The sequence below is a fragment of the Mycolicibacterium hippocampi genome (assembly GCF_010723735.1).
Classification (GTDB): Bacteria; Actinomycetota; Actinomycetes; order Mycobacteriales; family Mycobacteriaceae; genus Mycobacterium; species Mycobacterium hippocampi.
In genome coordinates this window covers 3,830,972-3,850,322 of record NZ_BLLB01000002.1, presented here as the reverse complement: position 1 = coordinate 3,850,322, position 19,351 = coordinate 3,830,972, and the positions used below count along the sequence as shown (strand labels likewise).

21 protein-coding genes are annotated in these 19,351 nt (G+C 67.9%); 7 read left to right on the top strand and 14 right to left on the bottom strand.

Annotated elements, in window-relative coordinates:
- Positions 1 to 15 precede the first annotated feature (15 nt).
- A complete protein-coding gene (locus G6N53_RS19510) occupies positions 16 to 1,302 on the top strand; it encodes a cytochrome P450 (RefSeq protein ID WP_163891129.1) in 1,287 nt (428 codons plus the stop codon).
- Here G6N53_RS19510 and G6N53_RS19505 read toward each other — a convergent pair.
- From G6N53_RS19505 to G6N53_RS19490, 4 genes are all read right to left on the bottom strand, one after another.
- Complete coding sequence (locus G6N53_RS19505; RefSeq protein ID WP_163891127.1) at positions 1,299 to 1,718, bottom strand: hypothetical protein; 420 nt, start codon at positions 1,716 to 1,718, stop codon at positions 1,299 to 1,301. The two genes, G6N53_RS19510 and G6N53_RS19505, sit on opposite strands and share 4 nt — an antisense overlap.
- Positions 1,719 to 1,814: 96 nt before the next feature.
- Positions 1,815 to 2,210, bottom strand: coding sequence for a hypothetical protein (locus G6N53_RS19500; protein ID WP_163891125.1), 396 nt, complete (start codon positions 2,208 to 2,210; stop codon positions 1,815 to 1,817).
- A gap of 91 nt (positions 2,211 to 2,301) precedes the next feature.
- Positions 2,302 to 3,408 (bottom strand): glycosyltransferase, encoded by a 1,107-nt coding sequence (locus tag G6N53_RS19495; RefSeq protein ID WP_163891122.1) that lies wholly within the window; start codon positions 3,406 to 3,408, stop codon positions 2,302 to 2,304.
- Positions 3,409 to 3,492: 84 nt separating this feature from the next.
- Positions 3,493 to 4,419 carry a dienelactone hydrolase family protein gene (locus tag G6N53_RS19490; protein WP_163891120.1) on the bottom strand — a complete coding sequence of 309 codons (927 nt, stop codon included), beginning with the start codon at positions 4,417 to 4,419 and terminating at the stop codon, positions 3,493 to 3,495.
- Positions 4,420 to 4,535: 116 nt separating this feature from the next.
- On the opposite strand from G6N53_RS19490, the gene G6N53_RS19485 reads away from it, so the two are divergent.
- Positions 4,536 to 6,326, top strand: coding sequence for an N-acyl-D-amino-acid deacylase family protein (locus G6N53_RS19485; RefSeq protein WP_163891118.1), 1,791 nt, complete (start codon positions 4,536 to 4,538; stop codon positions 6,324 to 6,326).
- The gene (locus tag G6N53_RS19480; protein WP_163891116.1) at positions 6,316 to 6,786 is read left to right on the top strand and encodes a nuclear transport factor 2 family protein; all 471 of its coding nucleotides are present in this window, start codon (positions 6,316 to 6,318) and stop codon (positions 6,784 to 6,786) included. Before G6N53_RS19485 ends, G6N53_RS19480 begins: the two co-directional genes overlap by 11 nt.
- A gap of 31 nt (positions 6,787 to 6,817) precedes the next feature.
- Here G6N53_RS19480 and G6N53_RS19475 read toward each other — a convergent pair whose 3' ends face one another.
- From G6N53_RS19475 to bfr, 7 genes are all read right to left on the bottom strand, one after another.
- On the bottom strand, positions 6,818 to 7,303 hold the full coding sequence (locus G6N53_RS19475) for an SRPBCC family protein (RefSeq protein WP_163891114.1): 486 nt from the start codon (positions 7,301 to 7,303) through the stop codon (positions 6,818 to 6,820).
- Between the two features lie 2 nt (positions 7,304 to 7,305).
- Positions 7,306 to 7,650, bottom strand: coding sequence for an ArsR/SmtB family transcription factor (locus G6N53_RS19470; RefSeq protein ID WP_163891110.1), 345 nt, complete (start codon positions 7,648 to 7,650; stop codon positions 7,306 to 7,308).
- Positions 7,651 to 7,683: 33 nt separating this feature from the next.
- Positions 7,684 to 8,796 carry an amidohydrolase family protein gene (locus tag G6N53_RS19465; protein ID WP_163891108.1) on the bottom strand — a complete coding sequence of 371 codons (1,113 nt, stop codon included), beginning with the start codon at positions 8,794 to 8,796 and terminating at the stop codon, positions 7,684 to 7,686.
- Positions 8,797 to 10,158, bottom strand: coding sequence for a type I glutamate--ammonia ligase (locus G6N53_RS19460; protein ID WP_163891106.1), 1,362 nt, complete (start codon positions 10,156 to 10,158; stop codon positions 8,797 to 8,799).
- 21 nt (positions 10,159 to 10,179) lie between these two features.
- Entirely contained in the window at positions 10,180 to 10,662 is a 483-nt protein-coding gene (locus G6N53_RS19455; RefSeq protein ID WP_163891104.1) for a carboxymuconolactone decarboxylase family protein, read from the bottom strand.
- A gap of 19 nt (positions 10,663 to 10,681) precedes the next feature.
- On the bottom strand, positions 10,682 to 12,733 hold the full coding sequence (locus G6N53_RS19450) for an MDR family MFS transporter (protein WP_163891102.1): 2,052 nt from the start codon (positions 12,731 to 12,733) through the stop codon (positions 10,682 to 10,684).
- Positions 12,734 to 12,840: 107 nt separating this feature from the next.
- Positions 12,841 to 13,320, bottom strand: coding sequence for a bacterioferritin (gene bfr / locus G6N53_RS19445; protein ID WP_163891100.1), 480 nt, complete (start codon positions 13,318 to 13,320; stop codon positions 12,841 to 12,843).
- A gap of 252 nt (positions 13,321 to 13,572) precedes the next feature.
- Between bfr and G6N53_RS19440 the strand changes: the two genes are divergently transcribed.
- Positions 13,573 to 14,205, top strand: coding sequence for a fatty-acid--CoA ligase (locus tag G6N53_RS19440; protein WP_163891098.1), 633 nt, complete (start codon positions 13,573 to 13,575; stop codon positions 14,203 to 14,205).
- A 12-nt stretch (positions 14,206 to 14,217) separates the two neighbouring features.
- Entirely contained in the window at positions 14,218 to 14,415 is a 198-nt protein-coding gene (locus G6N53_RS19435; protein ID WP_159234610.1) for a (2Fe-2S)-binding protein, read from the top strand.
- A 4-nt stretch (positions 14,416 to 14,419) separates the two neighbouring features.
- Here G6N53_RS19435 and G6N53_RS19430 read toward each other — a convergent pair whose 3' ends face one another.
- Entirely contained in the window at positions 14,420 to 15,178 is a 759-nt protein-coding gene (locus G6N53_RS19430) for an enoyl-CoA hydratase/isomerase family protein (protein WP_163891096.1), read from the bottom strand.
- A complete protein-coding gene (locus G6N53_RS19425; RefSeq protein ID WP_163891094.1) occupies positions 15,175 to 15,894 on the bottom strand; it encodes an EthD domain-containing protein in 720 nt (239 codons plus the stop codon). The genes G6N53_RS19430 and G6N53_RS19425 overlap by 4 nt, the downstream gene beginning before the upstream one ends.
- A 32-nt stretch (positions 15,895 to 15,926) precedes the next feature.
- Here G6N53_RS19425 and G6N53_RS19420 point away from each other — a divergent pair, with 32 nt between their 5' ends.
- Positions 15,927 to 17,930 carry an FUSC family protein gene (locus tag G6N53_RS19420; protein ID WP_205390416.1) on the top strand — a complete coding sequence of 668 codons (2,004 nt, stop codon included), beginning with the start codon at positions 15,927 to 15,929 and terminating at the stop codon, positions 17,928 to 17,930.
- On the opposite strand, the gene G6N53_RS19415 is transcribed toward G6N53_RS19420, so the two are convergent.
- Positions 17,902 to 18,537: a PaaI family thioesterase gene (locus G6N53_RS19415; protein ID WP_163891092.1), complete on the bottom strand. Its 636-nt coding sequence runs from the start codon at positions 18,535 to 18,537 to the stop codon at positions 17,902 to 17,904. The two genes, G6N53_RS19420 and G6N53_RS19415, sit on opposite strands and share 29 nt — an antisense overlap.
- A 121-nt stretch (positions 18,538 to 18,658) precedes the next feature.
- On the opposite strand from G6N53_RS19415, the gene G6N53_RS19410 reads away from it, so the two are divergent.
- Complete coding sequence (locus G6N53_RS19410; RefSeq protein WP_163891090.1) at positions 18,659 to 19,330, top strand: GntR family transcriptional regulator; 672 nt, start codon at positions 18,659 to 18,661, stop codon at positions 19,328 to 19,330.
- The last annotated feature ends 21 nt before the right edge of the window (positions 19,331 to 19,351 follow it).

The window sequence follows — 19,351 nt, the reverse complement described above, 5'->3', positions numbered from 1 at the left end:
CTACGCTGGGCGCGCATGGGCTTGAGAACGGGCGTCGCCCGAACCAACGGCACCGCTCCGCCTGACGTCCCGTTGTCCGGCATCGATCTGGGCACGTGGGATTTCTGGGGACTCGACGACGACATCCGGGACGGGGCGTTCGCCACGCTGCGGCGCGAAGCGCCGATCACCTTCCACGAGTCGTTCGTCGTCGACGACGACGCCGAGGTCGCCGGGCACTGGGCGTTGACCCGCTACGACGACGTGTTCTACGCCAGCCGTCATCCCGAGATCTTCAGTTCGGCGCTCGGCATCACGATCGGTGACCAGACACCTGAGCTCAACGAGTACTTCGGCTCGATGATTGCAATGGACGACCCCCGACACACCCGGTTGCGCAACATCGTGCGCAGCGCGTTCACCCCCAGGGTGCTCGCGATGATCGAGGATTCGGTGCGGCAGCGGGCGCGGCGCCTGGTCGAGGAGATGGTCACCGCCAACCCCGACGGCCACGGTGAACTGGTCTCGGAACTCGCCGGTCCGCTTCCGCTGCAGATCATCTGCGACATGATGGGCATCCCCGAGCAGGACCACGCACGGATCTTCCACTGGACCAACGTGATCCTGGGCTTCGGTGATCCAGACATCGCCACCGACTTCGACGACTTCGTCGCCGTGGCCATGGCGATCGGAGCCTACGCCAAAGAACTTGCCGAGGATCGTCGGGAACGGCCCGGCGACGACCTGACGACCAGCCTGGTCGAGGCCGAGCTCGACGGTGAGCGGCTCACCTCCGCAGAGGTCGCCTCGTTCTTCATCCTGCTGGTGGTGGCCGGCAACGAAACCACCCGCAACGCGATCAGCCACGGCGTGCTGGCGCTGAGCCGGTTCCCCGAGCAGCGCGACATCTGGTGGTCGGACTACGACGCGGTGGCGCCGACTGCCGTCGAAGAGGTCGTGCGGTGGGCCTCGCCGGTGGCCTACATGCGCCGCACCACCACCCGGGAGGTGGAACTCGGCGGCGCGAGAATGGCTGCGGGAGACAAGGTCACACTCTGGTACGGCTCAGCCAACCGTGACGAGTCCAAGTTCGTCGACCCGTGGACGTTCGACGTTCGCCGTCATCCCAATCCGCATCTCGGCTTCGGCGGTGGCGGCGCCCACTTCTGCCTGGGCGCCAACCTCGCCCGCCGTGAGATCACCGTCGCGTTCGAGGAGATGCACCGCCGGGTGCCCGGCATCCGGGCCACCTCGGAACCGGACCGCTTGCATTCGGCCTTCATCCACGGGATCAAGCGGCTGCCGGTGTCCTGGAACGACTAACGCGGCGAGGAGTCCGGCTTCATCTGCTCCGCGGTGCCGGTCTCCGAATCCTTCGTAGCATCCCGGGTGACCCGGGGATCGAGCTTGTCGGCGTGTTCGCGGCGGGCCGCGAGGTCTTCGCGGGACGTGGTGACCGAATCGCGGTGCGTGGTGGCGGTGTCCGCCAGCCGCGCAGCCTCGGCGGCCTTGGCGTCGGCTTCGGCCTTGGCCGCTCGCGCCTTGGCCTCGGTCTCCTCGAGCAGAGCCGCTCGCTTCTCCACCCGGTGGGTGTCGTGGTCGACCTCTTCGCGGATGCGGTCGGCTTCCTGCCGGCGGCGTCCGTCACGGGCCTTCTTCGCGGCGAACACCACGGCGCCGATGACGATGATCGCGACGACGACGGCGACCACGATCCAGATCGTGCTGTTGCTGTCCATGCCGGCTCCTTGTGTTCGGGGGCCGGTCAGGTCGACGGTCCCGTCGACACGCGGGATGCCCGGGTGGAGTCCGCGTTAAACCAGCGCGGGCGCCGGTCAGAGCGTTGCGGTGATCGGTCCGTTCTCCTGGCAGTACGTCTGCGGCGGATTGCCCTTGGCCGCACATCCGCGCCCCGTCGCGGTGTAGGTCGCGCCGGGCCGGTACGGCTGGAAGTACACCTGGGCGGGCAGGATGCCCTTGCCCTGTACGCACTGGCCGGCGCTGTCACTGCCCTGCATCTGGATGCACGCCACCGTCTGGAAGGTGACCGCACCGTCGCATGCCTTCGGGGACACGGTGGCGGTGACCATGTCGGTACCGGACACGTTCACCACGGTGGGGGCGGTCAGCTCGTAGTTGCATGCCGAAGGGGCCGGCTGGGCGCCCGCGACCGCAGCGGTCGAGCCGAACACCAGCGTCGTGGCCGCCACGACGGCGAACGTGCGGAACATCCCTGGATCGTAGGTCACGTCGGTGCGCAGATGTCAGGCAATGAGCAGCACAGGGTCAATGAGCAGCACAGGGTCATCGAGCAGCACAGCGTCACTCTGCTCCGAGGGCGCGGAGCATCCCGGCCGCCGAGCGCGGCCAGCTGAACTGCTCGGCCCGTCTTCGCGCACTGCGCCGGCGCTGCGACTCCGGACGGCTCAGGACCGCGGTGACGGCACCGGCGATCGCGCCGGCGTCGTTGTCGGCGGTGGCGCCGCTGTCGGTGGTGAGGATTTCGGCCAGCGCGGACGTCCGGGACACCACCGCCGGGGTGCCGCAGGCCAGCGCTTCGAGCGCGGCCAGCCCGAACGTCTCGTGCGGGCCCGGCGCGAGGGCGATGTCGGCGCTGGCCAGAATGCCGGCGACGGTATCGCGGCATCCGATGAAACCGGTGAAGGTGACGGGCAGTCGTGCCGCCTGGCGTTGTAACCGGGCCCGCTGCGGCCCCTCCCCGACCACGACCAGCCGGGCATCCACGCCCGAGTCACGCAGTGCGGCGACGGTGTCGATGCTGCGGTGGGCGTGTTTCTCGACCGACAACCGCCCGCAGTGCACCAGCAGCAACTGGTTCTGGCCGGCCCAGCGCTCGCGGACCGCCTCCGAGCGCCGACGCGGGTGGAACTGGTCGAGGTCGACCCCCAGCGGTACCGTCACCAGGTTCGTCGCGCCGATCCGGTCGAACTCCTCGCGGGCGAACTCGGTGGTGCAGACCACGGCATCGTAGTTGGCGGCGGTGCGCCGGTTGGCGGCGTCGGCGACCGTCCGCGCCAGTGGCACGGGCAGGATCTGTCCCACCAGTCGGTCCAGACGTTCGTGGGAGATCATCACCGTCGACGCGCCGTGGCGGCGTCCCCAGCCTCCCAGGGAACGCAGCGTGAGTCGGTCCGAGACCTCAAGTGCGTCGGGACGCAACCGCTCGAGCAGGTCGGTGACCGGGCCGGGCAACACCGCGCGGTAGCCGCCGGTGAGCGGAATGAGCCTGGCGGGCAGGGAGATCCGGACCACCCCCGACGGAAGTGTCACCGCCTGGGCGTAGCGCCCCGGCACGATGAGGAACACGGTGTGTCCGGCGGCGACGTACTCGGCACCGAGACGATCCACGGCGGTGCGCAACCCGCCGGAACGCGGGCCGTAGAAATTCGCCACCTGGACCACCCGCATGGCTAGATCAGATCCCGACCGCATGTGCGGTGGGCAACGCCGAGCCGGCTGCGGGCCCAACGGCGGGTTGCCGGTCGGTGCGGGTCAGCCGACGTGGGTGTTCAGCCAGTCCAGCGTCCTGCGCCACGCGTCGGCGGCCGCGGCGGCGTCGTACCTGTCCCCGGTGTCGTTGAAGAAGGCGTGGTTGGCGCCCGGTTCGGTGACGAGTTCGTGGACCAGACCCGCTTCCTGCAGCGCCGCCGCGGCGGTGGGCTCGGTGGCGTTGACCCGCTGATCGAGTTCGCCGTAGAAGCCCAGCACCGCGACGTCCTGGGAACCGGAGAAGTCGGGATTCTCGGGGGTGGGGCCGTAAAACGGGAAGGCGGCAGCCAGCTCCGGCGCCCCGCCGGCCAGCAGTCGCCACACCAGGCCGCCGCCCATGCAGAACCCGACCGCCGCCAACTGAACCCCCGGGGTGCGGCGCGCCACTTCCTCGATGCCCGACTTCAGGTCGGCGAGCATTTCTTCCGGGGCGAGATTGCCCAGCGCGGCGGTGGCTTCGGCGGGATCGGTGAAGGTCGCGGTGCCACCCTGGCCGGACAGAAGGTCGATCGCCAGACTCGAATAACCAGCACCCGCCAGCCGCCCCGCCACCGAACGGACCCAGTCGCTGAGGCCCTTGTTCTCGTGGATCACCAGGATCCCGCCGCGGGGCTGCGGGGCCGCCGCCCAGGCGCCCTGCAGCTCGCCGCGCGGTCCGGCCCAGGTGATCGGCTCGGTGGGTAGCGCGGCGTCCATGCCGGGCGGCGTCGCGGCCGCGCCGGCCGGAGGACTCTGAGGCGGGACGGTGTCCGACCCCGCGGGCGGGTCGGCGCCCTGCTGGTTCTCGCCGCAGGCCGCGATCAGTGCCGTGGCGGCGGCGGTGCCGACACCGAGCAACGCCAACCGGCGCAACGCTTCGCGGCGCGACATCAGACCGTCGACGTGGTCGGTGGCGATCTCCTCGGCGATGTAGCGCTGCAGCGGCGTCACCTGACCGATTATGCGCCGGATGGCGTCGCCGCAGTTCAGATCGGACAGTAGACACTCGAGAAAATCTGTTCACCGATTTCGTTGACACCCGCCTGCGCGGGCTGTTCCATGGGGCAGTGAGCTACGACACGATCATCCGCAACGGCCGGTGGTTCGATGGCACCGGAGCGCCCTCGGCGGTGCGCACCATCGGCATCCGCGACGGGCATGTCGCCGCCGTCACCGCCGACCACCTCGACGAGACCGGTTGCCCCCAGGTGATCGACGCCACCGGGAAATGGGTGCTGCCCGGGATGCTCGACATCCACACGCACTACGACGTCGAAGTGCTCGGCGGGCCGTCGCTGTCGGAGTCACTGCGTCACGGCGTCACCACGGTGATGCTCGGGTCGTGTTCGTTGTCGACGGTCTACGTCGACGGATCCGACGCCGGAGACATCTTCGGCCGGGTCGAGGCCATCCCCCGCGAGTACGTCATCGACACCGTGGACCATCACAAGACCTGGTCCGATGGCGAGGAGTACATCGCGGCTCTGGAGTCGCGCCCGCTGGGCCCCAACATCGCCGCGTTCCTCGGTCACTCCGACATGCGTGCCGCGACGATGGGTCTGGACCGCGCCACCCGCAAGGACGAGCGTCCGACCAGAGGCGAGCAGGCGCGGATGGAGGCGATGCTCGCCGAGGCGCTGGCCGCCGGCTTCGTGGGAATGTCCTCCCAGCAGCTGCTCTTCGACAAGTTGGACGGTGAGGTCTGCCGGTCGCGCACCCTGCCGTCGACCTACGCGAAACCGCGCGAACTGCGCCGGCTGAAGTCCCTGCTGCGCCGCTCCGGCCGAATCCTGCAGTCCGGACCCGACATCGAGAACCCGGCGAACCTGGGATCACAGCTTCTCCAATCGCTCGGCATCATCCGCAATCCCCTCAAGACCAGCCTGCTGTCGGCCGCCGACGTGAAGTCCAACCCGATCGCGGTCAAGATGCTGGGGCCCGCCGCCCGGCTGATCAACCGGCTGGGCGGGAACTTCCGCTGGCAACATCTACCGGTGCCGTTCGAGGTGTACGCCGACGGCATCGACCTCGTCATCTTCGAGGAGTTCGGCGCAGGCGCGGCGGCGCTGCACTTGCGAGATGAGGTGGAGCGCAACGAGCTGCTCGAGGACGAGGCCTATCGGCGACGGTTCCGCAAGGAGTACGAGAGCAAGTTCGGGCTGCGGGTGTGGCACCGCGACTTCTTCGACGCCGAGATCGTCGACTGCCCCGACACCTCGGTGATCGGAAAGTCGTTCGGGCAGGTGGGCCGCGACCGCGGCGGTGTGCACCCGGTGGACGCGTTCCTCGACCTGGTGGTCGAGCACGCCCACGCGCTGCGGTGGCGCACCACGATCTCCAACCACCGCCCGGAGGTGCTCAAGAAGCTCGCCCGCGACTCCGGTATCCAGATGGGCTTCTCGGATGCCGGAGCCCACCTGCGCAACATGGCCTTCTACAACATGGGCCTGCGGTTGCTGCGCCACGTCAGGGACGCAGAACGCGCCGGCCGGCCGTTCATGAGCATCGAGCACGCCGTGCACCGGCTCACCGGCGAGCTGGCCGACTGGTACCGCATCGACGCCGGCCACCTACGGGTCGGCGACCGCGCTGATGTCGTCGTCATCGACCCCGAACACCTCGACGAGGTGCTGGACCGTTACGCCGAAGAAGAGGTGGCGCAGTACGGCGGTCTGTCACGGATGGTCAATCGCAACGACGACACCGTGACCGCGGTCTTCGTCGGGGGCCGGGCGGTGTTCCTCGACGGTGAGCTCACCGAGTTGGTGGGGACGCATCGCACCGGACGCTTCCTGCGTGCCGCTCACAAGGCGCCGGCCCTGGGCGCGCCGGAAAGTGTGTTGGCCCATGTCGGTTGACGAGGTCCCCGACGTCACGCCCGAGCAGGAAACGGTGTACGCCATGTGGCGGGCGCTGTCGGCGCGGGACTGGGAGGCGCTGAAGACCTACCTGGCCCCCGACTGCATCTATCTGGACATGCCGGTCGGGCCGGCCGCGGCTGCGCGCGGGCCCGACGACATCGTCAAACGACTCAAGATCGGCCTCGAGCCGCTGGCCTCCTACCAGAACTTCGACGGCCTGATGGTCGGCGACGGTGACGACGTCATGTACGAGCACCACGAGGAATGGCATTGGCCCACAGGCGAATCAGCGGTTCTGCAGTTCGTCACCGTGCACCGCGTGCAGAACGGCAAGATCACGTTGTGGAAGGACTACTGGGACATGGGGGCGCTGGCCAACAACGCACCCCCCACGTGGCTGGCCGACTTCGCAGAGGCGGACATGTCGTGGGTCTTCGACGCGACCGGCATGGTGTGAGCGGGCGGGCGATTCCCGGGTTCGCTGGTTGCTAAGACGCCAGCAGCGCGTCGATCTGGTTGATGGCCGAGGTGGCGCCCTCGACCATGCCCATATGCAAGACTTGCTGCATGGCCTCGGTGGAGGAATAGGTGCTCACGAACGTGGCCCGGGTGCCGCCGTTGTGGGCGGTGAAGGTGAAGACGTTCTTCGACACCGGCAGGTTCGGATTCGGGCTGAAGTCGAGGTCGGCGAATCCGTCGTCGAAGGAGAAGCTGCGCGGCTCGTCCACCACTGTGACGTGCCAATAGCCGGCATACTTGTCGCCGTCCGGGCCGGTCATGAAGTAGGTCACCCGCCCGCCGGGCCGTAGGTCGTGGTCGACGAAGGTTGCCGGATATTCCGGTGGGCCCCAGATTTTCTCGAGTTGGCGCGGATCGGCGTAGACCTGCCAGACCCGTTCCACCGGTGCGGCGAAGTCGGCAATGATGGTCAGTGTCCGGTTCTCGAGATCCTGGTGTGTTTCGGTCACGGGCATGGTCAGTCCTTCCGGTGGGTCGAATCCGAAGCGATGAGCTCGTCGATGCGGGCGATGCGGCCGCGCCAGATCTGCTCCAGCTCACCGAGCAGAGACGCCACCGACCGCACCGTCGTGACATCGCCGCTGGCCAGCTGCTCGCGGCCGTGGCGCCGCTTGGTGAGCAGTCCGGCGCGGTCGAGCACGGCGACGTGCTTCTGCACTGCGGCGAAGCTCATGTCATAGGACGCCGCGAGCGTTGAGACCGAGTGTTCACCGGCGAGCACTCGGCGCATGATGTCACGCCGGGTCCGGTCGGCAAGGGCGTGGAAGAGCGCGTCCACCCGCCCTTCGTCAAGTTCGATCACTGGGACAATATACAACCAGCAGGTTGTATATTGTCAAGCATCGTCCAATTCATAGACCCGCCGGGCATTTTCGTGCGCGATCAGGTCGACGACCCTGACGGCGTCGGCCCGGCTCCATTCGTCGGCGTCGACGAAGCGCGTCAACGCGGCCGCGAGGCCGGCGCGCCACAACCGCGCGCCGAGGTAGTGCAGTTCCGCCGGACCGAATCCGTCTGAGGAGTACAGGATCTTGCGGAACGGTGCCAGCTCGAGCAGCCGGCCGATGAAGTCGGCCGAGCGGGCACCGAGGTGGTTGACGGCCAGTCCGCCGTCGAGATAGACGTTGTTGAACGCCTGAGCCAGGTAACCGGCCTCGCGCTCGTAGGGGTAGCAGTGCAGCAGCATCACCGGTGTGTCACCGCTGACCCGCAGGAAGTCGAGCAGGTGACTGGGATTGGCGGCGTGCAGGTCGCAGTCGCGGTCGCCGAGCCCGACATGGAACTGCAGCGGCTTGCCGAGCCGCAGCGCCCGGTGCAGCCCGAAGCGCAGCAGCACCCGATCGTCGAGCCGGGTGCCACCCGCGTCGCGCCAGCGGGCGGCGGCCTCGGCGACCTCGGCCGGTGCCGGATCGGACAGATCGCCGACGAAGCCGCCGCGGTAGGCCAGGATCGACTTGGTCGCCACGGCATCGCGGGTGCGCCGCCACAGCAGGTCCTCGAACGCCGCGGCGTAGTCCCCGGGCGCGGCCGCGGCCTCTTCGGCGACCGACTCCAACCGGACGACTTCGTGAACCCGGCCGGCTCCGAGCGCGCCCATCTCGTCGAGATCGGCCACGCCGGCAGCGAATCCGGTGTCCACCAGCCAGTCGGAAACCTGTGCCGCTCGCAGGAACATCCCGGCCAGCTCGGGCTCGGGCAGTCCGCTGCGGTGCCGCCAGTAGGTGTCGGCGTCCGCGTGCGGGGAGATGCCGAGCAGTGGGCTGCACCGGGCCCGGACGGCGAAACCCAGCTGGGTGTCGAAGCCGGAGTCGAAGGCCGCGAGCGGCTCGGTGTTGGCCTCGTTGAGTGCGTTCTCGAACCGGCTGCGGTCAGCGGGGGCGAGCCAGCAGCCGTGCACATGATGGTCGACCAGCGGCACTGCCTCGATGTGCTCGCGCAGCGCTGTCACTCACACGCTCCATGCGAGGCGGAACCGCTCGGTGAGCTGCTCTGGCTGCAGTTCGCCGTAGTTGTCGTGTTCGTAGCGCCGCACCGCGACCACGGTGTCGACCATTTGATCGCCGAGAATGCCGCGCAGCAAGGAGGATTGGTCGAGCGTGCTGATGGTTTCCGAGTGGTTCGATGTCAGTACGCCGATCCCTGCCTCGTCGCGCTGCGCCTGGGTCAGTGTCGAGGGGTCGACGTTGACCTGTTCCGGCGCGACCAGTTCGCGGTTGATGCCGTCGAGCGCCAGGCCGAGGATCGCCGCCGACGCGAGGTACGGATTGGCCGACGGATCGATCACCTTCACCTCGACGTTGCCGCCGTGCGGGTTGGGCTGACCGGCGGGAAGGAAGCGCACCGCGGCCTCCCGGTTCTCGGTGCCCCAGCACCCGTACGCTCCCGACCAACTGCCGGGCTGCATGCGCAGGCCCGACAGGATGGATCCGCACAGTACGCCCTGCGCTTGTGCCAGTCCCGCGACCACGCCGGCCACCGCCGAGGCGCCCGCCGCGGTGATACCGTCGGGCCCGTCCCCTCCGGAGAACAACGGGGAATCATCGCGGGTCAGCGAAAAATGTTGATGTGCACCAGAACCCACGCTGCCGGCGAAAGGTACCGGCGACAGGCTGGCCCGCATCCCGTACTGCCGGGCCACCCGGCCGACGATGATGCGCAGGAACGTCAGTTGGTCGGCGGCCGCAACGGGCGACTGGGGCGGCAGCGAGATCTCGAACTGGTTGGCGCCGTATTCGGGATGGAACTGTTCGATGGCCACCCCCGACGCCGTCGCGGCGTTGGTGACGTCTCGGACGAAGCCTTCGTGTTCCAGCACCCCGGCCAGGCCGTACTGCGCCCACAGGTGTGAGGGCAGTCGCTCGCCGCCGGGGCCCACGAGCACGAACTCCATCTCATGGCCGACCAGCGCCTTCAACCCGGCCTCGGCCAACCGCGCCTCCAGGCGCGACAGTGCTCCGCGCGCACAGTACGGGTCCGGCGATCCGTCCTGGTTGAAGAACGAGCCTGGGGCCCAGGCCAATCCATCTCCGAGGATGCGGAGCGCGCCGAGATCGATGCGGATCCGCTGGTCCCCCACCACACCGATCGCATCCCCGAACACGATGCCGGCCTGGTCGATGGCGAACACGTGCCAGACGGGGCTGGCGCCCAGACCCGGTTCGGCGAACGCCCCCATCCTGCGCAGCGGAACGGTCTTGGCGTGGATGAGTCCGGCCGGGTTGATCACGGTACCGATCAGGGTGGCGACCCCGTCGGATTCGAGCTGCGCGATGGCAGCAGCAGCAAGCGGTTTGGCGGCCATGCCGGTCATTGTGCCGTCGAACGGCGGGGCTTACAGCGTGATCTTGCAGCTTTGGCCGATGTCCAGCGTCCGCAGCATCCGGCCCATGCCGACCCACATCGCACACGAGATGGCCAGATCGGTCATCAGCTCATCGTCGAAGTGCGCCCTGGCGCGCTCCCAGAAGTCCTCGTCATCGCGCAGTCCGGTGTGGTCGGTGGCGAACCGGTGGGCGAACTCCATCGCGATGCGTTCGGCGTCGCTGTACCCGGGCCAGGTCTGCCACTCGGTGGCGTGGTCGTAGAGTTCCTCGTCCACGCCGGCGGCCTGGCCGTCGGCGTCGCGGGTGTTCTGGCAGACCACGCACTCGTTGGCATGCGCGATGACGATGCGGGCGGCCTCGCGGACCCGCAGCGGCAGCCGGCCCTTCGTGTAGACCGCCTGGCTGAACTTCGCCATCGCGGTACCGAGGTCGGGTGATTTCACGGCAAAACCCGACACGTCATCGTCGGCGAAGTCTCCGATTCGGCTCATCGGCGAATTGTAACGTGTTTCACTTTCCGGCCGCGGTGAGTTCGGTCCGGTCGTCGTTCCAGTCGCGTTGCACCAGCAGGCGCATCGCGATCCGCTCCAGCGCTGCCTCGACGTCCTCCCGGTCCGGGCGTCCCTCGAACGTCGGCGACGAGGCCAACTTCTCCACGATCCTGCTGACCAGCGCCGCGGAGGCGGCGTCGACCTGGTGGGCGCCGGACTGCGTCAACCACACCTGGTCGCCGGTGCGCAGTGCGTGACCCGAGTCGACGAGCCGGTCGAAAGTCGGCTCGAGGACCTCGACGGGAAGACGCAACCGCTCGGCGATCTCGGTCAACCGCGCGGAGCCGAAGACCTGGCTCTGCCGGTAGATCTGGATCAACGCCCACAACAACGCCACATCGGCTTCGCAACCGTGCAACCCGGCGATGCTGCGCAGCCGGATCTTCGGCGACTGCCGCACCAGCCTGCCGACGGCCGTTTCCAGGATGTCCTCCGGCGACTCGGTCTGCGGCATTCCGAAGCCCTCACCCAGATCCACCGCGGCCCCTGTGTCGATCTCACGCAGCGGCACTTGTTTGAGGGTGAGCGACACCAGGAAGCCGATCAACGCCACCGGTGCCGCCCACAGGAACACCAACCCCAGGGAGTCGGCATAGGCCGCCACTATCGGTGCTGCCATCTGCTCGGGGAGCTCACGCAACGCCTGTGGTGACTCGGCGGCCACCGGCGGCGCGCCACCCGCGGCCAGAGCCGGCGCGATGCGGCCACCGAGGAAATTGGCGAACAGGGAACCGAAGATCGCGGCGCCGAAAGAACTTCCGATGGTACGGAAGAACGTGACACCCGAGGTGGCGACCCCGAGGTCGGAGAAGTCGGCGGTGCTCTGCACGATGAGGATCAGCACCTGCATGCAGAGCCCGATCCCGGCACCGAGCACGAACAGGTAGAGGCTCTGCACGACCATCGGGGTGGTGGCGTCCATGGTGGACAGCAGCACGAATCCCAGCGTCATCACCGCGGTACCCACCACCGGGAAGACCTTGTACCTGCCGGTGCGGCTGACCAGGACCCCGCTGCCCATCGATGTCATCAGCAGCCCCGCCACCATGGGCAGCGTGCGCAGGCCCGACTCGGTCGCCGAGACCCCGTCGACGAACTGCATGAACGTCGGCAGGAAGGTCAGCGCCCCCAGCATGGCGAAACCGACGATGAAGGAGAGCACGCAGCACACCGTGAACACCGGGCTGGCGAACAGCCGGATAGGCAGGATCGGCTCGGCGGTGCGCAACTCCACCCGCACGAAGAGCGTCAGGGCGATCACCGAGCTGACGAACAGCCCGATGATCACCGGCGACGACCACGGATAGGTGCTGCCGCCCCAGCTGGTGGCCAGCGTCAGTCCCGAGGCGCCCACCCCGATCAGTGCGATGCCGGCGAAGTCGATGGCCGGGCGGGTGCGACCAGCCAGCGCCGGAATCGCGACGACCGCCACGACGAACACGACGACCGCGATGGGGATGTTGATCCAGAACGCCCAGCGCCAGCTCAGGTGGTCGGTGAAGTAGCCGCCGAGCAGCGGCCCGATCACCGTGGTGACACCGAACACCGCACCGAGAGCACCCTGGTAGCGGCCCCGGTCACGCAGCGGGATGACCTCACCGATCAGCGCCATCGCGGTGACCATGATGGCCCCGCCACCGATCCCCTGCAGCGCACGGGACGCGACGAGCATCGTCATCGACGAGGCGATCCCGCACAGCACCGAGCCGGCGAGGAAGAACACGATCGCGGTGCCGAACACCACTTTGCGGCCGAACAGGTCACCGAGCTTCCCGACGATCGCGGTGACGATCGTCGACGCCAGCAGGTAGCTGGTGACGACCCAGGACTGGTGACCCGCACCGCCGAGGTCGGCGACGACGGTCGGCAGCGCCGTGGCCACGATCGTCTGGTCCAGCGCAGCGAGCAGCATGCCCAGCAGGACCGCGACGAAGATGATGTTGCGACGGCGGGCACTGACCGGCGCGGCGGTGTCGCTACCCGTGACGGAGGCGGGCGTCGGTGGCGTCATGACCTGACCTTCCTGACGACCGGAGGACTCCCGGATACATCGTTAGATGATCTAGGAAAGTTACCGGACTCAGGCAGGCTTCCCCGCCGGCGGCTACCTCGAACCGCCTACTTGGGAGGTCGGGACACGCACTGGGCCGAGTACAACTCCTCGCCGAGCTTGCCCATCAGCTCCAGCTGCGTCTCGAGGTAGTCGATGTGCAGCTCCTCATCGGCCAGGATCTTCTCGAAGAGGTTCGCCGACGTGGCGTCGCCCTTCTCCCGGCACATGACGATGCCCGGCCTGAGGCGCTCGACGACCTCGTACTCGATCGCAAGGTCTGCTTCGAACTGTTCGCGCAGTGTCTGGCCCACCCTCAGGGAGAACAGCCGTTGGTAGTTGGGCAGACCATCGAGAATGAGGATGCGATCGGTGATCTCTTCGGCGTGCACCATTTCTTCGAATGATTCTTTGCGCGTGTACGCCGCCAATTCGGTGAAGCCCCAATTGTCCTGCATCTTGGAATGCAGGAAGTATTGATTGATCGCCGTGAGTTCGCTCGTCAATTGCTCGTTGAGTAACTTGAGAACATCGGGATCGCCTTGCATGACTGCTCCTAAACACCTTGATTACTGACGCGTTCGCTATCTGCACGGGCTGTGTGCGGGCACTTCCAATCTAGTGCAAAACGGTGACCGATTGCGCGCCATTATCGCCGTGGGCGGCGTGTTTTCGGGGCGTCCGCCGACTGGGAGGTGTCGTCCGTGGCCAGATCAGCCCCCTGGTCTAGACTGCCTAGGCTAAGTAAGGTTAGACTCGGCTAACTGTTCACCGGCGACGAAGTCAGGCAAGGATAACCAATGGGTGAGTACGATCTGCACTCATTCATTCTCGCGTGTGATTTCCGCGTCGATGATGTCGACCGAATGTGGGTCTGGCTCAAAAAGCACCGCGACGGGTTGTCCGCGATCGGAGCGCACCACGTCGTTCTGTATGAATCGATATGGGAACCGCGCCGAGTTCTGGTGACCATCGGAATTCGGCATTCCCATTCAGTTCGTGAGGTCTTGCGGTCGCCGGCGATCTTTGAATGGTTCGACATCTCGGGTGCCGATGACATTCCGCCGATCTTCGGTGGCGAGGTCGTGGAGAAGATCGACCTGGGACCTCCCACACCTGAGGACCACATCGGTCGGGTCGTGGTGGGCGTGATGTCCTCGGTCGAAGACGTGCCCACCCTGATGATCAAGGTGCACGACGGGCTCGAGCGGTTCGCAGCGGGGGGTGTCCGCAAGATCTGGGTCTACCGGGCGCTCGACGACGGTCACGAGGTGTTGATCCTGCAGGAGATCGAGGACGAGGTCAGCGCGCGGCAGTGGATCGAGCATCCCGACGCCGCCGCCGAGTGGATGACCAACGCCGGCCTGGGGGCCTACCCCACCAGGTTCGTGGGCAGGTTCGCCCATCTGATGAGCGTCGGCGAGCAGGGATAGCGGGCCGCCACGATGTTCGTATGTCTGTGCACCGGAACCACGAGCCACGTGGTCAGCGAAGTCGTGGCCAAGGGCGCGCGGACGTCCAGGGAGATCGCCGAGGCGTGTGGCGCCGGTGGCGACTGCGGTCGGTGCCGGCGCACGCTGCGGGCGATGATCGAGGCGCATTTCGCGGCCGTCGACTCGGCTCAGCAGAGCGTCAGCCGGTAGCGGATCAGGTCTTGCCCTGCCCGGTGAATTCCGCCAGGGCAGCGGCGTTGGCCGCACCGCCGAGCAGCTCCATGAACTGCGCGTTCTCCAGGTCGGTTGCCGCGGCTATTCCGGGGCGGTACGGGGCGACCATGGTCTGCTTGACCGCCACCAGGCTCGGGATCGAGCGGGACGCCAGGATCTCGGCGTGCCTGCGCGCCTCCGGCAGCAGTTCGTCCGGCTCGCACACCTTCCACGCGATACCCATCCGATGGGCCTCCGGCGCGTCGACCCATTCCGACGACAGCAGCAACCACGCCGCGTTCTGTCTGCCGATCAGCTGCGGCAGCAGGTAGGACGAGGCCGCCTCCGGCGCCACCCCGAGGCTGGTGAACGGGCACTTCAGCCGGGCGGTCGAGGACATGAACACCAGATCGGCGTAGCCCAGGATCGTCGTCCCGATGCCGAGCCCCACCCCGTTGACAGCACAGATCAGCGGCTTCGGCAGTTCAGTGAGCGCGCTGATCATCGTGGAGAAATGGCTGCCCTGCGAACTCAGCGAGGAATCCGCGATGCGGGCCGCCATCTCCTTGAGGTCGTTGCCCGCGCTGAACGCGCGGCCGGCTCCGGTGAGCAGCACCACCGCGACGTCCGGGTCATCGGCGGCATCACGCAGCGCGGTCGCCGTCGCGAGGTAGAGCTCCTCGTTGAACGCGTTGAGGGCCTCGGGCCGGTCCAGGATCAGGGTGCGGACCCGGTTGTCGTCGCTGATCTGCAGAGTCACCGCGACAGCGTATCGGCCGTCGAGAAGGGACTGCGCAGCACATAGCGGCTCGTCGGGACCGTGTCCACGTCACGGTTGGCGCCGAATGCCGACGTGCTGGCCACCATTCGCGACATCCGGTCGCTGAGGTCGTCGTCGTCGGCCGCACCGAAGAACGCGTGCAGATCGGACGTGGCCTCGATCGGGAACAGTTCCTCGACGATCGCCGAGATCGGCGCGGCGCCGGCGGTGAGCGTACGCACGACGGTGTTCTGCGTGTAGCCGAACGTCGACTGGGTGTCGATGGCCACCTGCGTGTGGTCCTGCTGCCAGCGCGACAGCCAGGTCGCTTCGTCCAACTCGGCGGGCCGGCGCAGCAGCGCCACGTTCGCGAAGCCCGGACTGCGCTCCCCGGCGACCGTGTCCGGAGGTGCCAGTGGCACCGACTCGGTCACCAGATACGCCGATACCTCGTCGCAGAGATCGGCCAAAAGCGCTGTCGCCGTGCTGATCTGACTGCCATAGGACTGCTGGGTCCAGATGCTGACCAATGCGATCACCGGTGGATCCATGGTGGTCAGCGTCATCAGCGAGTCGGTGACGACCGAGTCGCGGACATTGATCGCCAGTCCCGGTGCGCCCGTGTCGAGCAGTGCCCGGCCGACTTCGGTGCGCAGGCGGGTGCACCACGCGTCGTCCCCAGGTGTACCCCGCAACGTGATGATGACTTTCTCCACTGGCCGAACATAGCCCGGGTCAGAATGGACAGATGCTGAAGGTCCTGACGCTGCCTGTGGTGCCGGACCTCGCTGCGGTGTTGCGCAGCCTCGTCGGAGTCCTGGCGGTGGCCCTCGTCGCGTGGAACTGGGGTCCGGTGGGCTCGGGCACCGCCGCTGCCGGTGCGGCGGCGATCGCCGGCGTCACCGCCCTGCAGGACAGTCCACGGGGACGAATCGCCCGTGTCGTCGCAGTCTCGCTGCTGATGGCCGTCGCCGTGTTGTTGGGTGGCCTGACGTCGGCGTACTCGGCGCTGTTCGTGGCCGTGATCGCGCTGTGGTGCTTCGGCGCGGCGATGCTGTGGGCACTGGGCGCCCACGCCGGCCTGATCGCGGCTGTGTCGGGTGCGCTGATGGTCATCGCTCCTCCGGTCTCGCCGACACTGTCGTCGACGGTGGGTGCCGCGGCTGTGGTGGCGGCCGCAGGCCTGCTGCAGGCGGCACTCTTCGCGGTCTGGCCGCAGCGCCGCTGGCGGGTGCAGCGCGAGGCGCTCACCGATGCCTACCGGTCCCTGGCCGCGGATGCGAGGAGGTTGGCCGACGGGTGCTCCGTCGACATTGCCGGGGTGGATACAGACCCCCTCACCACATTGCGGGCGGCCTTCACCCAGGCCGACGGTGAGGCGGGACGACGCCCGGGTGAGCACCGCGACTGGTACGGGCTGCCCGAGCGGATCGCCACCACCTTGACCGGACTGCACGCCCGGGAAACCCGAGCTGAGGTGTTCGCCGCGGCTGCTGACGCGCTGGATGCGATAGCCGAGACCGGCCGGTCGGCCCGAGCCGCCGCCGACGATGCCATGCGCCGTCTGGACAGCGCCGCCGACGAACTGGCCGGCGCCGAAGCGGCCGAGGTGGGGCGACTGTCCACGCAACTGCACGACGCCCTGGCGATGCGGCTGGGTGATTTCGTGCCGTCGTCTTCGGAAGGGGTGCGGCTGCGGCGGCCCGAGCTGAGGACCTCGGTGCGCGCAGCCGTGGTCCACATACGCTCGCACCTCGATCGGTACTCGCCGGTGTTCCGGCACTCGGTGCGGCTCGGCGTGGCCGTGGCGGTCGGCGGCGGGCTGGAGCGCTACGCGGACGTCCCCTACGGCTACTGGGTGCCCCTCACGGTGTTGCTGGTGCTGCGGCCCGAGACGGCACACACGTACACCCGCTGCGTCGGCAGGGTGGCCGGTACCGCCGCCGGCGTTGTCGTTGCGTCGACGGTGTTGTTCCTGCTCGACCCGGGTGCTGTGGTCTCGGCGGTGCTTGCGGTCGTTTTCCTCGCGCTGTCCTATGCCGCGGCGGCGTTCGGGTACCTGGCGCTCTCGGCGGCGCTGGCCGCCGCCGTCGTCTTCCTGATCAACATCGACCGCGCCGCCGAACCCGCCACCGTCGGTGAGTTGTTGACCGCCACGCTGGTCGGCGGTGCCATCGCCGTACTCGCCCACGTGTTGCTGCCCGACCATGCCCTGGCCAGGCTGGGGCAGCGGGCAGGGGAGCTGCTCAAGACCGAGATCGACTATGCCGCAACGGTGATCAAGGCCTATGTGCATGAGCTCGACAACCCCGACGACGCGTTGTCCTCGGCATGGCAGCGGGCGTTTCGGGCACGCGCGGCATTCGAGGCCGCCTCCGGTGTCACCCGGATGGAGTCACGCGAACTGCGACACTGGCTGCGGTCCTATCGCACCGCGCTGAACGTCGTCACGGCTTCATGCACCACGCTGGAGGCCAACTTCCCCGGGAACCCGTCGACGGCCTGGAGTCGCGAGTTCGTGCGGGCCGTCGACGAGTATGTCGAGTCGTTGTGCGGTGATCCGCCGACGCCGGCGTCACCCTGGACCGTGGACACCGAAGAGTTGATGGCCGCCGATCAGCGGTTGCGTGACGCCGTGTCGGGACGAGGGTCCGAGGACGGCGCGGCGCGGGTTCTGGTCTCCGAGATCGGCACCATCACCCGCCACCTTTTGATGATCGCGGTCAGCCCCGGGCCCACCTCGGCTCGATGAAAACGCCTTCGGCTTCGACCGTCACCCCGTCGCCGTCGGCGAGGTGGCCCACCACGTAGGTCTTGGCGCCCTCGGTGTGCGTCACCCTGGCCTCGGCGTGCATCCGTCCCAGTGGGGTGAGCCGCCGGTAGCGGACCGTGATGGTGCCAGTGAGACGGTGCCTGCCCGGTGTGCTCGCGGCGTCACCGAGCACGTGGTCGAGGATCATCGCCGAGACGCCACCGTGGACGTGCCCGGGTGGCCCCTCGAATGCGGCGCCGAGGTGGAAGTCACTGGTGACCCACTCTCCGCGGTCGTCCGTCATCCGCCGGATGGCCAGCGGCGGAGCGGTCGGGTTGCGTATGCCGATCACCGCGTTGCCCCACGGCATCGAGTCACCGTCTGCGCCGAACTGGATGCCGAACGACAGTTCGCGCTGCTTCTCGCGCAATCGTGCTGTGGCGTCGTCGATCTCGGCGACCGTAGCTGCCACCGTGTCGGCGTCGACCTCGGTACGGATGGTGGCGTCGACGAGGTCGCGCACCGATCGGGTCAGGGGTTCGTAGACGGCCCGAAGCCGCTCGACGTCGGCCGCGCTGAGGTTCTCGACGTGTGTGTAGTCCAGCACCCCTCGACTAGAACATGTTGCAGCCGGCATGTCTCCCCCGGGCCTTGCACCGGAGCTGCCCGGTATCGCGCCGTCGCCGCTGTCGGTGCGCCGCCGGGCTTTAGTTCCTACGATAGGAGCGATGGCCGCGCCGAATGATGACCCGTCGCGCGTTGCGTTGCCTGCCACACTTGTCGAAGCGACGGGCCACCGACTGCGCAACGCGATCCTCAGTGGCGAGCTCGCACCCGGCGACAAGATCGTCGAGGAGCAACTGTGCGCCGACTTCGGGATAAGCAGGGCGCCGCTGCGTGAGGCGTTGCGACTGCTCGCGCAGCAGGGCCTGGTCGAGCACCTCCCTCGTCGCGGCTCGCGGGTCGCGGCATGGTCGCCCACCGACATCATCCAGTTGTTCGGGCTTCGTCATGTGCTGGAGAAGCACGCGGTGGAAACCGCGTTGCCACTCCCCGATCCCGAGCACGCCCTCGAGCCGGTCCGCGCCGCACTCGAGCGGATGGATGCTGCGCAGGACGCGCTGGACCGCGACGATGCACACCGGGAGTTCCATGCAGCGGTGGTGGCGCTGGCCGCCAACCGCCAGCTCGACATCGCCCTGGAACCGATCCTGCTGAAACTGCAGCTCCCCATGGCCAAGAACCTGCGCGAAGAAGCTCGTCATCGCGATTCCGGCGACGGAATCGAGCGGCACAAGGCCATTCTGTCCGCGCTGGAGATGAACGACCCCACCGTTGTGGTGCAGGCGCTTCTGCACCACGGTCACCTCCACTACCTCGGTCTCGAGTCGGAGCGCTAACACAAACGACACACGGGCGAC